The following is a 16708-nucleotide window of genomic DNA, read 5'->3' as shown; positions in this document are numbered from 1 at the left end:
TGGGTGAACAGTCTAAATTTAATCAATTTTTGAGAGATAACAAGCTCATATTGTCTGAAGAAACTGGTTACAGACTAATTATTTAACTCACGGAGACAGATCCCCGCATAAAACCCTGATGAGTGTGGTGCCCGTGCTTTTAATAAGTGGAATCGAGCAGCATGTAGTATTTCAGGTCGAAATACCCTGCGTCGGGCTGGCGATTCTGGAAATTCCAGTCGGTCAGCCAGTCGAGCATAGGCCAGAAAGCAGCCGTGTTGCGGAGGGTACCGTATTTGTTTTTCCAGGCGGTCCATTCCTCAGATGTAGAGATGGCATTGAGTCCGGTGAGAAACGCCGAGGCTTCTTCCAGTTTCAGATCGATGATGAGATTGGGGAAGTCGCCGACAAGGCCGTTGTAGACGCTCATGGTATCCAACTCGGGTTGCCGGGCACCGTTTTCGTCGAAGACGACATTGTTGAAGGCATACGAGCGATTGGCGACCAGCGAGTAGACGCGGCTCTCTTCCCCTTTGGTCACTCGGAGGAAGGTGTTGCTGGGCAGAAACTGTGTGAACTTCAGGTTGGTGCGCATCGTGAGCGTCGAGAGGGCGGCTTCCCAGTTCGCGAAGTCGTTCACGGGATCGGTCAGTTTGACGTCTGGCTTGTCCCCGGTGTTGAGCAGATCGCGCGGGCCGCTGACCGCTTCGGTGAAGCGGCGCTGAATATTACTTAGTACGCCGGAAATGGGATCGGTTCCTTCCGCGTCGAGTCCCTCGCCAACGTCTTCACCGGGAAAAGGCATGCGGAAGATGAGTTCCTGTCCGATGCCGCGCGTCCAGAGGTCGCGGTATTTCTGACGCGCGTCGACCGGCAGCAGACGGAGGAAGTTGTCTTCGAATTCCTGCCGCAGGCGGCTCATGAATTCCCAGGTCGCCAGCTTCTGTTCGACGCTGCCATAATATTGGTAATTGACAACCAGTGAGTAATAGAGACGTTCAAAGCCGCTGTAGTCGATCAGCCAGAAAGTGGGCGGGATGCCCCCCTGTCGACCGCGAAGAACGGTCGCGTTGGTTTCATTGCGGAGGATGGTGAGCCAGGCATTCTGGTTTTTCTGTTTCCCGTCCCAGACATCGTCAAGCTGATAACCGGTCGGCTTGTATTGATCGAGCACCTTGAAATACGCTTCGTTATAGACGGCGTTTCCCTCAAGACCGTAGTCCATGAAATCATCCCATGACTTGAGACCAAGTTCGGGCTTGAGGACCGAGGGATCGTGCGCGGGATCGACGAAGAAGACCCAGAAATTGTCTTTAATGGCGTAGGTCGCCAGGTTCCCGACGCAGACCGGCCCGCGAATCATGCCGCTGACGATTAGATGCGAGTTTTCCACAAGGAACTGCGCACGCGACCGGGCAGGAATCGCCTGGAAAACCTCGAAGGGGTTGTGGCTGGGATAGTCGGGTGACAGGCTCTTGTCGGCTACCGGTTCGACCTGGAAAAAGAGTGCATCGAGGCGTTTGAGTTTGTCATCGCTCAACTGCCAGATGAAGAGGGACTTCTGGACCCGCGCTTCAGTGACCTTTTTCAGCCGGTAATAGAATTTCTCGACGCCGGGGATGTAGGGTGTATCGTAGGGGCGCGCGGTTTTGATTTCGTGAACCGGACTCGGAACGACAACACGTTCGCCGTCCGCATTGGTTTGGACCTGGATCGGCGGTGTCGTGGAACGGACCAGTCGAAAATATTCACCCGGCGATTCCTCGAAATGCAGTGTCGCCAGAAAGGCGTGTTCGAAAATAAAACGGCTGACCAGAGGCGAGAGTGCGGCCTCCTGGTTCAAAAAGGCTTCCCAGCCGGCGATAACTTCCGGCTGCGCCAGTTTCTGAAGTGGGGCCATCGCGTCAGACGTGGGACCGGGTGAGCCGGCGGTGATCCATTCGGAAAAGAGCTGATTCTCATCCGCCGGGAGGGCAGGCATTCCGAATGGCATGCCTGCGGTCGGTCGCTGTTTCAGATAAGCGTCGATCTCCTGTTCGCACGGGCAAAGGTGTTCATTGACGGAATGATAAATCGGTTCGAGCGGCTTAAGTTCAAAGGGGGGCTGGTTATGTTCGGTGCCCGCAACCAGCATGCGGAACAGAATGCTCTTCGCGGGACGTTCCTCAGGCGGCCCCTGCTGTTCGACGACGCTGCAGAAGCCCTGCTCGCGCCAGGCAGCCAGAGAAGGTTCGTCCCCCAGACGGACCGGTTTTTCGGCAAACACGTGCGTCGCATCGGGATTGACTCTGCGGGCCCCCCGGGTCAGACCTTCATAGCAGGTGAGCTTGAGCAGACAGGGGGAGTCGAGACAGCCATGACAGACAATGCACCGCCGATTGAAGATCGGCTGTATCTTGTCGAGATAGAAGTTGCCGTCGAGGTCTGAGTCTGTGGATGCGGGATAAACAGTCGGCGTTAAAACAAACGGTTGCCAGTCGGACTGCTCGTCCACCCGGTTCCAGAACACGCTGCCCGCAATCACGCCGGCAAGCAGGAGCAGCATCAGCACAACCGCTGTGTGGCGAACCTTATTTTTCAATGCCTTATCCCAACATCATCCTGAGAAATATTTCCGTTCGTTTTCACGCTCCACTGAATCAAATTTCAAGATAGGCGTGGGGAAACAGAGTGTCAACCCACGACTGCGGGCAGGGGAATTCTGTTGAGGGAATGCTTGACGATGCTGCGGACTGTCAGACAAGTATTTAGACCGGACACAAAGATAACACACGTTCGGACACATGGGTAACACTCATATAAGCTGAGATGAGGGTGTTCCTTTTGACTGGTTTGCTTTCCCTGTCAGTTTCCTGCTCGCTGCGCTCGGCCCGGATGTGCATCCGGGCCTACCCATACTATAAATTTCGTGTGCTTTCGTGATTTTTGTGGTAGCAAAATACTGAGATCGTAAGTCTGAAGCGTTTTACTGCTTATTTCGCTCTACACGGATTCTGCTCCAGCCTGACTGGAGTGCTTTCTCAACGGTTGCCCTGGATTGATTAGCTTTGTTAAGATATTGGTTCACTCCCCGTCTGATTCAGTTCAGACCTGCACCAGTATTAATCACAAACGTAAGGAACTGAAAAGATGCCCTCCTGGCCAGATAAGATGTATATTGATGGAAAATGGGTCGACGGTCACTCGAGCACCAGCTGGACGATCACGAACCCGGCGACACGGGAGCCGCTGGCAGAGATCGCGCTGGCCGATGCGAATGATGTCAACCTCGCTGTGACCGCGGCCCGCCGCGCGTTTGATGAAGGAATCTGGCCGCGAATGGATGGCCTGGAGCGGGGACGACTGCTCTTCAAACTCGCCGAACGGATTCGCGAATCCGCGGAAGATCTGGCGATGACGGATACACTCAACATCGGTAAGCCGATTCGCGACACTCTGGGCTTCGACATTCCCTGTGGCGCCGACGTGATTGAAAGCTACGCCGGTCTGCCGGACAAAATTGCCGGTCACTCGTATGGCGGTCTGCCTGACAACGTGACGATGCAGTTTCGCGAACCAATGGGTGTGATCGCGGCGATTGTTCCCTGGAATTATCCGATGACCAATGCAGCGATCAAGCTGGCCCCGATCCTCGCCTGCGGCAACACGGTCGTGTTGAAACCTTCTGAAGTTTCTCCGCTCTCTGCATTGATGCTGGCGAAAATGGCCGAAGAAGTCGGCTTTCCTCCCGGCGTGATCAATGTGATTCATGGGACCGGTGCGGAAGCGGGAACGGCTCTCGTGAAACATCCCGGCATCAATAAAATCGCTTTCACAGGACGCTATGAAACCGGTGCCCAGCTGATGGAAGCCGCCAAAGACGGCATGAAAGGGGTGCTGCTGGAACTGGGGGGCAAAACGCCCAGCGTCGTCTTCCCGGATGCGCCGATGGATCATGTCGTGAACGGCGTGATCACCGGAATTTTCTGTCACCTGGGTCAGATCTGCGTGGCCGGCTCTCGACTACTGGTGCATGAGAGCCAGCACGATGAACTGCTGGAGCAGATTATTGCCAAGGCCAAAGGCCTGAGACAGGGGGATCCGACCGATCCTTCAATGCACCTGGGTTGCCTGGCGACGCCAACACACTGCGACTTCGTACGCAACCGCGTTGAACAGGCGAAACAGGAAGGGGCACGCCTGGTCCTGTCGGGCGATATTTCAGACGATCCGCTGGACTGCTTCTATCCACCTACGATTTTTGACCAGGTCTCTCCGGACATGGCAGTGGCGAAGGAAGAAGTTTTCGGCCCGGTCTTGAGTGTGATGACTTTCAAGACGGAAGAGGAAGCAATTCGCATCGCCAACGATTCTGACTTCGGTCTGATGGCCAATATCTGGTCGACCGACGGCACACGGGCACTGCGCGTTGCGCGCGAGCTGAAGGCAGGTCGGATCTCCATCAATGGGGGCGGCTACCTGCGACCGAATGTACCGATTTATGGTTACAAGAAAAGTGGATTTGGTGCCGAGCTGGGTTACATCGAAGCAGCCCACGAATACTGCAATTCCAAGTCCGTGATTTACTCCCTGGCGACCGAGAAGTCTCCGTGGCCTGAGTAATTCCGATCTATAAAAGAAACAACAGGGGCAGGATGCAGATTGATTGTGTCCTGCCCTTTTTTTGTATCCGTATTCATTTTTTCTACCACGAAAAATACGAAAGGGCACGAAATTCTGGATGGGGATTCGCCCTGAACGTTCGGAACTGATTCTGTTGAACGGCTGATGATCTAGACTGTGTCCAGTTTTACTATTGCGTCTCCAGGTCCATTTGGACCGAGTATAGTAGATTGATAGACGCTATGGTTAAATGTGATGCGCTCTAGATTTTTTGCCGATGTTGGTTGAGCTGGTTCCATGGACTAAAACCATTATTTTTGTGTTTCGATCAAGGTCTGGTAACGACCAGTTCTGACCTGATCGATCACAGTTCATTTTCGTGTGATTTGGTGTTTTTCGTGGTAGAAATAAAATCGATCTCAGCTTTATTTTGTCCTCCTGCTGGCTGGATGATAAACCAGACATTCCTGTTTCTGCATTCGTTGTATGCACCACAGGATGCGTGTACGATGGGACCGTACACAAATACTGAACGATTTCCATTTCAAATTAAATATTAATGAGAACCACTATGCGCTTCATCTTCCGTTCTTTCTTATTCGTGATTGTCTGCACGAGCTACACAGCCGCCCAGGAGAAATCAGAGTCTCCGATCAAGTTAACGATGGGGGAACCGCAGGTGATTGTGCGGGGGATTCGGCCGGAGGAGCAGCTCTGGGGTCCCTACCAGTTTCCGCGGCCTTATCGGCTGAAGGATCGGTTTGTGGTTTCCGTGCATGTGAAAAATGACGATATCAGCAACTACGGCTCAACGGCCCTCTGGTTTGAAAGTCGCGACAAAGGGAAAACCTGGCAAGAGGTCGATGCTTCGGTCGCGCAGGAGTGCGGTCTGCTGCTGGCCAACGGTGACCGGGTTTATCTGCCGCCGGAATCGGGCGTCGATGTGAGCGAGTACAAGCAGATTCCCTGGAACAGATACACGCCCGCTTATAATTTCTCAAAGCAGGCTGAGGAAGGCATCCTGCCGATTCCCGACGGCATGACGTTCTGGATGGGGGGCACGACGATCAATGCCTACAATGCGGATCGCCTGCCACCCAGCCTGTCAAAAAAGGAATGGACGCTGTTTCGCATTCCAAAGGGAAAGACAAAACCAGTACTGGAACAGGCAGGGGTAGACTGGCCTTACCTGACACGCGTAGTGCACGTCAGTCGCAATGGAAAGAAAGTGCTGAAGTCGATCTTTCCGCGAGGCAATCCGAAACTGGGACCCGACGGTGCGATCTGGGTGAGTGTCTTTTCGGGTGAGGGGCATCTCAATCCGGAGAACGGGCAGTACAGTCCGTACTACTCGGCGGAAATCTTCCGTTCCGAGGACAATGGTAAAACGTTTCAGCGGCGGTCGCATCTGGAATACGAAGCCAACGGTCACGAGTTCCCCTACAAGAGTGGCGGCTTCAGCGACAGTGACATTGAATTCATGCCGGACGGTTCGATTGTCTGGTTCCTGCGATCGACCTGGTATTCTTCGACCGGCAAAGAGTGGGACCCGATGTATATGACGCGTTCGACAGACATGGGGCGAACCTGGTCGAAGCCGGTGAAGTTCGACGACGTCGGTATCCTGCCGCGTTTGTGCCGACTCGAGAATGGGGTGACGCTGCTCTGTTATGCCCGTCCGGGGACGTTCGTTCGAGCTGCGCTCAACGACAGTGGAACGAAGTGGACCGAACCGCTGGTGGTGATGACACCAGGCGACCGCAGCGGACTGGCGAACAAGCCTGTAGCAGATCCGACCTTCCACGACTGGGACGGTTCCTGTAACAACCCGGAAATCGTGCCTCTCGACGAGAACAGTGCCCTGCTCTTTTACAGCGATTTTTATTACCCGGATGAGGACGGCGTGAAACGCAAAACGATTTTGTGCCGGAAGATCATGGTGGAATGACGGGGGGGGAACCTGATCAGGCCCGCTCTCGGTATCCTTTTTTTGCTACCACGAAAAGTACGAAAGGGCACGAAAGCCTGGATGGAGGTTCGTGATGAACGTTCGGAACGGATTCTGTTGAACTGCTGATGATCTTGAATTATTTGCCGATGCTGATTGTGCTGGTTCCTTGGACTGAAATCATTATTTTTATGGTTCGATCCAGGTCTGGAAGTGACCGGTTCTGACCTGATCGATCACAGTTAATTTTCGTGTAATTTCTTGTTTTTCGTGGTCGTGAATAAAACAGATCTGAACTGTGGGGGTATTTGTCTGCTGGAAAGTCAACGGTTATTTTGATCGCGTGGTTACACAGCGGGATGACACATGGGTCATCCCCTACATTTCTGGTTGGAGCCTGGATTCTCGGTCAATGTGGGCGAGCCAACAGAACCACAATCGCATCAATCTGATTTTGCGATTACTGTCATCTACCCTCATCGTAAAACAGTTTGATCTACACTGTTCTGGTGGGTATCATTTGTGATATTGAGTTAAAAAGCAGCCCACACTGAAAGGGATTGATCATGGATCACACTCAAGAGATAAAGCCTGCCCCCAATGCCTGGCGCACGACAACAATGGTTCTAGCGGGCCTCTGCATTGTTTTTACTGTAGTAATCATATTCGCGTTCTCGACTCACCGGATCAGACTGTTGACAGACGCAGAACGGTACGCACTGATTGCACAGGAATTACCACTAGCAACACCAGAACGACTAAACTATGAACTGGCAGCCGTTTTCCCCCACACGTTTCAATGCACCACGAAGGGAAACAACCTGACGGTCCACGTCGACATGAGCGACATGCATCCGAATGAAATTACTTATCGAAATGTCGTTCGCACCTTTGCCAAAGCACTCTCAGCCCTTCATGAATCCGGGTATCATGACCTGAATTCGATTATGCTCAGCGCCACATACCCGTTTGCCGATCCGATCAAGAACAATACGGATTTCACCATAGCGACTGTGACACTCGACAGGAACGACTTAAAGAAAATCAACTGGAACCACATCCTCCGGGGTGATGTTTTCGAACTGACAAAGAAACATCAGTTACACCCGGTATTAATGACATCGCCAGTCGCTAAAGCTGACCAGCATTTGGACTGAATTTGTGCAACGCCCGCAGGTAAAGAGGAATCGGCCTGAAAAACTGGAATTGCTGCCTGGCTTTCGGTTTTCTGCACTGATTTTTTTTTGCTACCACGAAAGACACGAAAGGGCACGAAATTCTGGATGGGGGTCCGTCATGAACTTTCGAAACGGATTCTGTTGAGCTGCTGATGATCTGCTTTATATGCCGATGTTGTTTGAGCTGGTTTCATGGACTGAAACCATTGTTTTTTTGGTTCAACCAAGGTCTGATAGCGAGCGGTTCTGACCTGATCGATCACAGTTCATTTTGTGTAATTTCGTGTTTTTCGTGGTAGTGAATAAAACAGATCTGAACTGTGGGGCTGTTTTTTTCTGCTGGAAAGTCAACGGTTCTTCTGGTTGGATCATCACACAGCGGGATGACACATGGGTCATCCCCTACATTTTTGATTGGAGGCTGGTAAAACCATTTAACCTCTAACTGACAGTTTCCTGCTCGCTGCGCTCGGCTCGGATGTGCATCCGGGCCTACCCATTTTTTCTCGTTTGCCGTGGATTCTCAATTATCATGAGCGAGCCAACAGGTTCTCAGGAAACGGTTTATGTTTAAGATGGCATAATCAGATTGACAGTCCGTTTGAGTCGTTTATGATTCGGTCTCCTTGAAAGAACCAGCATGGTATCTGAAGCAGCCCCGTCGGAAGGATCTCGCGGGGCTGTTTCGCATAGGGATCAGACAAAAGGAATTATGTCATGAGACTGTTTCATATTCGACATGATGCAGAGTCGCACTGCCTGCCATCTCTCCTTTCTCTTACACTTGTAACAATACTCGTGCTCAGTTGCAGTTCCTGCGCCCCCATTATTGAGACGTCTCTGATTGGAGAGGGGGAGGCGATAGAACTTCCTTCCATTTATGGAACCTGGAAAAGTACGCAACAAAACGAACTCAATAATGAAATACAACATGAGATCATCTGGACATTCACGAAAACAACTTCTGGTCAGACTGCAGTACATGCTGTTTGCATTCCTTCTGATTCCAGTTCAAAAAACATTCTCTCTGTCACCGCAGAATTTACTCGACTGAAAGATGGCATCTTATACGCCGAATACGAAGGCAATCTGGTCTTAATGAAAGAAGATGGAATCGTAGAAGGTACAATTCCAGTACGCTCTATCGCCAGGATCAGTGTCACAAAAGGAGGAATCGAGATCACGCCCCTCACTCTTGCCTGGAACCAAATGAAAACTCTGTTGATTCAGGAAAAGGTTTCTTTCTCAGAGAAAAGCGGACGGATTCACATTAATTGTTCCCGTGAAGTCCTGAGAGAATTTGTCACCAAACACTCACAACTGCTGTTTGGAAATAATGAGTCAACTCACAATAGACTGAGAAAATTAAAAACTGAGGCAGAGGCTTTCTAGAGCGCATCACATTTAAGTATAGCGCCTCTCAATCTAATATTCTCGGGCCAGACAGCCCTGAAAACGCTACAGTAAAACTGGACCCAGTCTAATCAGTGTTTGCAATTACTTTGATGATCTGTACGGTTTTGAGATCGTATTCGACTTCATATTTTTTGCCCTGGCATACTGCTTCGTATCTGAGTCTGGCTCCTGCAGGTTCCAGACTTTTGATCCAGAGTTGATCCGTACCCAGTTGTGTCTTGAGAGACTGAAAGACCTGAAACTCATCTGATCCGTCGTCCCGGGGAAAATCATGGGAGCTACGCCATAATTTTACGACTTCATAGTCTTCAGGCCAGTTGAGTGGATGGACATTTCGCATATGACTCGTTGAATAGCTGGAAACCAAATCTTCTATCGCAGGAAGTTCTGGGATACCAACTTCATCCTCTCTGGAATCCCCCAGCACCTGATACTCGACCTCTGCACCTTCGTTTATCCCTCCAAAAGTCAATCCTTCATAAGCGGGTGCGTTTTTTTCAGAAGCGGTTTGCAGATGGGGTGGGACCGCATGATCTGACTGATCGGTATCATGAGTCTCGGTACAAGCGACAAGCAGCATCAGGCTGGGGAGGATGAAGTGTTTCATACCCGTTAGAGTTTTCGGGGTTCCCGAGAGTTCCCGAAAAAATGTACGTGGTCTCAACTATTTTGAAACTACTGCACGATGACACATAGGGCATCCACTTCTCTATTGGCATAAAATGTATCGTCCGCGCATTGACGATGAACATATCCCATATCAGACTTCACAATGAACGCTGCAAAATGCCTGAAATCCCTCTCTCACAGAGTGACTGATTAGCTTTTGTCTGATTCCCGGTTGCGTTGCAGGTTTTCTATTCTTTCGTAGTCAGCAGAAAGTGGATCAACGGGTTCTTCATAAACAACAGCCCATCCACACTCGGGTTCTACATCCAGTGTCTCATCGTCCTGAGATACACCAAGCAGTCCACCAACCAATCGCATCTTCGTTTCCTGTTCGCCCCAAAATACTGTAAGTGGAACTGATGTGAAGCAGGATGGAATTGCTGACAATCCGACGCCTTGTGGATTCTCCCACCGTTCATCCCAACGTTGCTGGTCATCAATGCTCAATCGTTCTTTCCAATCACTCAGATAAGGATTCGGGTAGAGTTTTTCAGTATTGTATTCCTTGAAATAAGGAAACAGTACATTGGCCCACCCTGTCATCACCGCAGGCCCTGATCCGCTGTTATAACGAAACATGGACTTCCAGAAATCTGTATTTACATGCCCTTTCTTCGCTTCAACAAACTCCCCAAGGATCGGGTTGAGCGCATTGATCCACTCATCCAGTCCGTAATCCGCAAATCGCTGAACACGGTGCTGCAGTTTCTCCCAGTCTTCGATTGTTCCGGTAAGCGTCACCGAAGGTATCCCGCAGCCTGCATATAAAATGTACTCGAAGTATGACTTGAATGTCTCCATTGCCATCAGACTGGATACGGCACGTTCTACCGGTCCAGTTGTGCTGAAATCAGCCTGGACCAGTTCTGACAATCCTCCAGTGTGAGCCGCAATCTGCTGATTGAATTCAGAAAACACTTCTGGCCATGGATTTTCTTCACCTGGTAAAAAATCCGTCCGGCTAACAACCAGTTCCTGCTTGCCTGAATGTGACACAAAACGATTCCGCAGAGATTCCGCGTTCTCATTTACATGAAGTGCAAAGCCACGGACCAGCGTAATCCAGATCACATCTGGTGAGAGTCGAAGTGGAAAATGATCGTAAAATGACATCTTCATCGCCGTTAACAAGGCATGGTCATCATCACAGGCAACAAGAGGCTTACGAGGAAACCACGTCGCTTCGATTGGACGCCGAAAGGCAACGCGCAACTTGCCGACGTAGTCCACTTTTTCTCGAGGTGCTTTATGGATTACTTCCGGTGAGACAGGGAATTTCGTATATGTCACAATAAACTGTTCCTGATTATGGTTCTTCGCAAACCTGGATTATGCACCACACGGCAATTTGCCGTAGTTTTGAATCCTTACCCTATATTAACGATGGTAAGGATCTGTATGTATTCTTTGTCTTCTTAAAGTAGGTCCCGGAATAGTTATTTAAAGTAAATCTGGTGAGTATATTTTAACTGTTTAGATCTCCATGAAACACATTTTTCTCTATAAACGAAGAACCTAATCAAACATTCAAATTACCTGCATGCAGTTCATCTGCATGGTTTAAGGGGAGATCTGGTAAGATCTGTCTACAGAGGTGAGTTGCGGGATACCAGGTCGGTCAGGGGAAACATTATTATACGTTTCCTCTGACGGTTTCATGCTCGCTACGCTCGGCCCGGATGTGCATCCGGGCCTACCCTTGATGACCTGGTTCGAGGCTGGATTCTCGATCACTGTTGGCGAGCCAACAGTGCCACCCAACCAATCACGGCTGGAGGGGCTGCAATGCCACCTGATGCTTATTTTTTCTACCACGAAAAACACGAAACCACACTAAAATAAAATTGGGGGATTTATGAATTCTTTGACTGACTGTTCTATTGAAGATGGTGATTCACTGTTTTTTCACACCTGGTCTCCCTGCTTTGATCGCAGGAAATCTTATACAGGAGCATGGGGGCGTCAAGGTGAGATGAACAATTCAAGGTGGCGATACTGGTTGATAAAGGACCGATGTAATGCGATGCCGGGGCGGTTTCGGGGCGACATGTTGCGATGTGCGGCGACCCGCAGGCATACTTTTGGAACTGGTGTGGTTAAGCAAACTGCATATCTGGAAAAAAGAGGCTTAAATGCGATGCACACAACGAACAAGTGTCGCGTGTTTCGGTGCACTGTAAACTGGGCACGCGCGCGACTCAGAACAGCGTTTATCGCCAGTGGCACGGCGGCGTCAAGTCGTTTTTCTACAGTATTGGTTCACAACGTTCATGGCCTGAATATGAATTTTCGATAAACAGTGTCTCTGTCTACTTGTGTCAGCCGCGCACTTGAACACAATTGGTTTTGATCTTTGTCTGTTGCATCAATCCTGCTGAATTGAGGTCTGACTGTGAAACGACTCGCTACTCTGATTGCTTTGTTCGCGCTGATACTGCTGTCTCCCGCGCCGACACAGGCCTGGAATTACGCCGGTCATCGGATTATTGCTTCGATTGCCTGGGATCAGCTGACGCCGGAAACGCAGACGGCGATGATCAAGCTGCTGAAACAGCATCCCCGGTACGAGCAGGATTTTCAGTCGCGGATGCCGGACGTGATCAAACAGGGGAACCAGGCAGTTCAGGATCGCTGGTTGTTCATGCGGGCGGCGACCTGGCCGGACCTTGTCCGCAGTTTCAAAGAAGCGGATCGCGAGAAATACCATCATGGCACCTGGCATTACATCAATCAGCCGATCTACCTGGACGCCGCATCGGAACAGGCTTTGAGTTCGAATCTGCCTGTGAACACCGCGAAGTCAATCAGACCGGGCGACGATCCGCTGCAGTTCAATATCCTGCAGGCGCTGGAGTACAATGTTGCCAGAATGAAAGACCCCGCAGTCAGCCAGGCAGACAAAGCAATCGCGGTCTGCTGGATCATGCATCTGACGGGAGACAGCCATCAGCCCCTGCATTCGTCTGCCCTGTTCAGCAAAGGTTCTTTTCCCGAAGGAGACCGGGGAGGCAACAGTATTCGCATCGGGAAATCGAATCTGCACGCGCAATGGGATGGCCTGCTGGGGAACAGTTTCAAGTACTCTGAAATTGTAGGACAGGCGGTCGGACTGGCCCGCGATCCGGCTTTGAAACAACTGGGCGAACAGGCACAGAAAAATCTGAATTACGCCGCCTGGATCGACGAAAGCCACGTTCTGGCGAAGCAGGAAGGCTATACGCAACTGATCCTGGACGCTGCAAAGCAGAACGATTCTCCCCGGAATGAGTTTCTCAAACTGAATGATCTACCCGCCGCGTATTATCGAACAGCAGGCGCAATCGCTGTCAAACGGGCAGCTCAGTCAGGCTGGCGACTGGCAGCGGTGATTGAGAGCTTCCAGCAGTAAGGGATCAAGGGAGTTGAAAATGAAAGATCAGGTCCTTATTGTCAGTAAATGCACTCCCGGGAAGATACAGCTTTATTCTTTTGGTCTCCGGCTTCAATTCAGAAAAAAGAAGTAAGTCTTTGACCGCCCCACCTGGTTTTAAATCAGCCTGCAGGACCTGCCCTTCTAAAGTCTGTTTATTACTAACCGGAATAATGGGATAGATATTACCTTTGTCATCTTCAACATGGGCCTTCTTCGAATCAGGATTCAAACCGGGGCCAACTGGTGTCCATGAAGTATAGTTCAAATTCGCTTGATCTTGATTGGAAACTCTCACAGTAATATTAAGCGGAATCCCTTCAATATCTGGAATTGTTTTTGATTTTGCATCGGTGATGATAACAAGCGATTTATTCGTCTTATAAACCGTCCCTGAGATATTCAGCTGCTCATTTACTACAGGAGATTGAATTTCTGGTTTTGAATTGGATGCCATTTCAGCAGGTCCCTTCAAAGCTTCCTCATTCACCGGATTTGAAACTTCAGGACTACTGACTTCTGCTGGAGTTTCACCTGTTGTGGAATTTTCTTTTACCGCCTGATTGGATTTACTGCATCCCTCAAACGTAATCATGAATAACATCAGTACGAAAAAAGACAGTTGCATTTGTATCAGTTTTTTCACGGTACTTCTTCTCCACATCGTTGTGATATTAATATCTTGAGTGACCAGTACTTCTCCGAATACCTCTTCTAGTTTAGACCGTATCCAGTTTCAGATTATCTACTGCGGGGGTATCTGGTCCGAGTATAATATTATCAAAAACACTCAAGTCAACAGGACGCTTCTCAGCATGAATTAGCTAAATCTAAATCACCACTTTCAGTTACCGTTTTAAGTCGGCAAAGAAGATTGAACCATTTGACCTTCATTGTTTAGAGAAATCAACCCATTGGTTACTTACGGTAGGCAACTGAAATGATCTGGTCAGGTTGTTCTTCCTGTTGGGCCTGCTCATCGTGACCCTGTTGCCGGACCAGACGAAAAAACGGACACGCCGGAGAGTCAGTACCTGATTCTGCTTCCGGAAAACAGCCTGGAACTAATCCGTAGAGAGGACTTTGACAATGTGACTCACAAGCTTTTTTCTCAGCCGGAATACATCTGATACAAGATCCTGACACTGTCGCGGGCAGCAGTTTCCGGTTTGAGTGCCGTGGAGGCGATTCCGGAAACCACGCGGGTAATATTATGATCTACCTGGCCCGGCTTGCCCCAGAGCGATCCATCTGGCGATGTCATATAGACGGAAAAGGTCCGGTGTCCGGTGCCCGGTCGTTCGCCGATGATATGCAGAATGGACCGGTTTCCGGATGCGCCGCCGAACAGAAGTTCTCCCACCTGATACCCGGCACGAACCCGACCTGACCTCACGATGATATTTCGCTCGGCGGGTGAGAAGCCTGCAGACTTTAACTCCGTTCTGAGTTGATTCAGGAAAGGGCCCAGATGTCCTTCCTGCATAATCGACAGCGCATTGAGGCCATCAGAAATGACAATCTGCACGTTGTATTGATCGAGATACGATTCGCGCAGCTGCTGAATTGATTTAATGGATGTCTTGGAAAGCTGTTCACCGGTTGTGGGGTGGAGGATGTACTCCAGCCGATCGCCGGAATTCGTTTCGACGGGAAGGACTTCGGGCACGCTGGCGACAAACGCCGGAGTCAATTCAGCCCAGATGCTTTTTTTCGCATCATCATATATCTGATCAATCTGTACCTGCAGCGCCGGTGCCAGTTCGCCTTGAGTTTCCCCGAAACCTTCCGCGAGAAACAGACCACGACTGCGAACTTCATCCATCTGTCGGCGGCCTTCACTTAGTATTACTTCGGAGTTACGGGTGTCCCCTTTTTTCCGTCGATACTGCAGATAGACATGCAGCGGATTGCCAAAGTTCTCCGTTGGTTTGCCCTGTTCGTCGATGACCTGCAGTTTCTGAAAGAACGACCACATGGCATCGTTGACACGGTAGCCATACTTCTCTCGAATTCTGACATGATCCTGAAATCCCGTGGTGAGGTAACCGAGCATGGGGTCAATCTTTGTGGGCAGCGCCATCAGGTAAGCCGGGTTGGCGGGCATGATCTGATCCAGACACCAGTCGAGGTCATCGAGAGAGACATCCATATGCAGGGTCGAACAGACATCCAGGCCAATGGTCAAGCCATGCAGTTTGCCCATGACAATATCTTCCAGGCAACAGCGCACCAGTTGTTCGCGCGTGCGGAAGACTTCGGGTCCGATGAAGCCGGCCACATCATTCAGGTGTACCCAGGGAGCAGCTTGCCCGCCGCTCGCCTGCTGCGCGTTCGCAACTTCCCGAGTTAATGCCCGGGCGAAGCCATATTTTCGGGATTCGTGCAGCACCATATCGAAGCCATGGCTGTGACCATTGGTGAAGTCGGCCCCCTGCCCGGTTTCAAAGTACAAACCGTATTGCCCGGTTCGCGAGCGGGCATAGTCGCGCATTTTCTTCAGATCGATATCGAAAGTCTGATTCGCAGCATCGCTGCCGGCGATACTCTGAAACCAGAGAGCCGTACTGCCGGGACTGCGGCGTTCGACTTCGGCCTGCACATCGATGTGTGAGAGCACACAGTGCGGTAAGACTTTTTCAATCTCAAAGGTGAGCAGCAGATCGCGGAGTACCAGTTCGATCGCGGCGACCTGCTCGGGTTCACTGGAAACCGGATTCGTTCCCAGGACCACATCTCCCACGGCATACGACCAGCCATCCAGCACCTGCCAGAAGATATCATCGGGATTGTCAGTCGGAGAATTCGGCTGAATGCGGGCCCCCAGATACCCCTTCGCGCCAATCTGGCTGTCTGGAAGCGGGTTGAAGATTTTGGAACCGACTGTTATCAGTTCCTGCTGACTCATCAGTTTGACAACGCAGCCGATGACATCGCTGGTTAGCTGCTGCGAAATCTGTTTGATGGTTGCTTCCTGTTCGGTCAACAGCAACTGTTTCAGATCCCCCACGGTTTCAACGGTACTGGAAGTTGTTTCTGTTAGCTCCGGGGTGATGTAGTCAGTCAGTTGATCCTGATAGACCGGATGGGCATTGATGTCTTCGATGCGGGTGTTTGCCAGCAGCGATCTGGCATTGAGCCGAGAAGTTTGATCAGCGGCAGCCACTCCGATCAGCTGGTCCCCTTCTTTGAATTCATTCGCAGCGCCGAGAAGCTTGCGATACAGATCAGGATCGAAAGCACCGTTCGTACGGTTGAGGTAGGAAAACAAATCTTCGCCATCGCGAATTTCCGGAATCGAAACAGCGCCGGTGTTTCGATTCTCTGCAGTCGCTTTCCGGGACCGGGTGAAGGAAAGTGTCAGAGCGATTGAACTCCCCAGCATGGACTGTACGAAATCACGTCTGTTCAACGGCACGGGTCAGTTTCCTTTCAAGTGAACTTGAAAACATACTAATCAGAGACAGCTCGTTCTGAGACACCACAGTTAATCATACAAGGCAGTAA

At 50.6% G+C, this 16708-nt stretch carries 10 protein-coding genes; 5 read left to right on the top strand and 5 right to left on the bottom strand.

Translation table 11 applies throughout. The annotated features are described in order from the left end of the window. Window positions 1-139: 139 nt before the first annotated feature. Window positions 140-2560, bottom strand: coding sequence for a fatty acid cis/trans isomerase (locus ACN0YN_RS01150; RefSeq protein ID WP_417383136.1), 2421 nt, complete (start codon window positions 2558-2560; stop codon window positions 140-142). A 548-nt stretch (window positions 2561-3108) separates the two neighbouring features. On the opposite strand from ACN0YN_RS01150, the gene ACN0YN_RS01145 reads away from it, so the two are divergent. From ACN0YN_RS01145 to ACN0YN_RS01130, 4 genes are all read left to right on the top strand, one after another. Next, window positions 3109-4581 (top strand): aldehyde dehydrogenase family protein, encoded by a 1473-nt coding sequence (locus ACN0YN_RS01145; RefSeq protein WP_417383135.1) that lies wholly within the window; start codon window positions 3109-3111, stop codon window positions 4579-4581. A 571-nt stretch (window positions 4582-5152) separates the two neighbouring features. Further along, window positions 5153-6529: a sialidase family protein gene (locus ACN0YN_RS01140; RefSeq protein WP_417383134.1), complete on the top strand. Its 1377-nt coding sequence runs from the start codon at window positions 5153-5155 to the stop codon at window positions 6527-6529. A 566-nt stretch (window positions 6530-7095) separates the two neighbouring features. Next, window positions 7096-7686 carry a hypothetical protein gene (locus ACN0YN_RS01135; protein WP_417383133.1) on the top strand — a complete coding sequence of 197 codons (591 nt, stop codon included), beginning with the start codon at window positions 7096-7098 and terminating at the stop codon, window positions 7684-7686. Between the two features lie 738 nt (window positions 7687-8424). Beyond that, window positions 8425-9099 carry a hypothetical protein gene (locus ACN0YN_RS01130; RefSeq protein ID WP_417383132.1) on the top strand — a complete coding sequence of 225 codons (675 nt, stop codon included), beginning with the start codon at window positions 8425-8427 and terminating at the stop codon, window positions 9097-9099. 88 nt (window positions 9100-9187) lie between these two features. Here the strand turns inward: ACN0YN_RS01130 and ACN0YN_RS01125 are convergent, their stop codons facing one another. Both ACN0YN_RS01125 and ACN0YN_RS01120 read right to left on the bottom strand, forming a co-directional pair. Then, a complete protein-coding gene (locus tag ACN0YN_RS01125) occupies window positions 9188-9730 on the bottom strand; it encodes a hypothetical protein (protein WP_417383131.1) in 543 nt (180 codons plus the stop codon). A 212-nt stretch (window positions 9731-9942) separates the two neighbouring features. Continuing rightward, entirely contained in the window at window positions 9943-11082 is a 1140-nt protein-coding gene (locus tag ACN0YN_RS01120; protein WP_417383130.1) for a DUF4419 domain-containing protein, read from the bottom strand. A 1102-nt stretch (window positions 11083-12184) separates the two neighbouring features. Between ACN0YN_RS01120 and ACN0YN_RS01115 the strand changes: the two genes are divergently transcribed. Continuing rightward, a complete protein-coding gene (locus tag ACN0YN_RS01115; protein ID WP_417383129.1) occupies window positions 12185-13180 on the top strand; it encodes a S1/P1 nuclease in 996 nt (331 codons plus the stop codon). 4 nt (window positions 13181-13184) lie between these two features. Here the strand turns inward: ACN0YN_RS01115 and ACN0YN_RS01110 are convergent, their stop codons facing one another. Continuing rightward, window positions 13185-13847 (bottom strand): hypothetical protein, encoded by a 663-nt coding sequence (locus ACN0YN_RS01110; protein WP_417383128.1) that lies wholly within the window; start codon window positions 13845-13847, stop codon window positions 13185-13187. Between the two features lie 465 nt (window positions 13848-14312). Continuing rightward, window positions 14313-16586, bottom strand: a complete 2274-nt coding sequence (gene eutB, locus ACN0YN_RS01105) for an ethanolamine ammonia-lyase subunit EutB (protein WP_417383529.1) — start codon at window positions 16584-16586, stop codon at window positions 14313-14315. Between the last annotated feature and the right edge of the window lie 122 nt (window positions 16587-16708).

It is taken from the genome of Gimesia sp. (assembly GCF_048260065.1).
Lineage (GTDB): Bacteria > Planctomycetota > Planctomycetia > Planctomycetales > Planctomycetaceae > Gimesia.
Note: the sequence above shows the minus strand (reverse complement) of the source record. Positions and strands in the feature narration are given on the sequence as shown.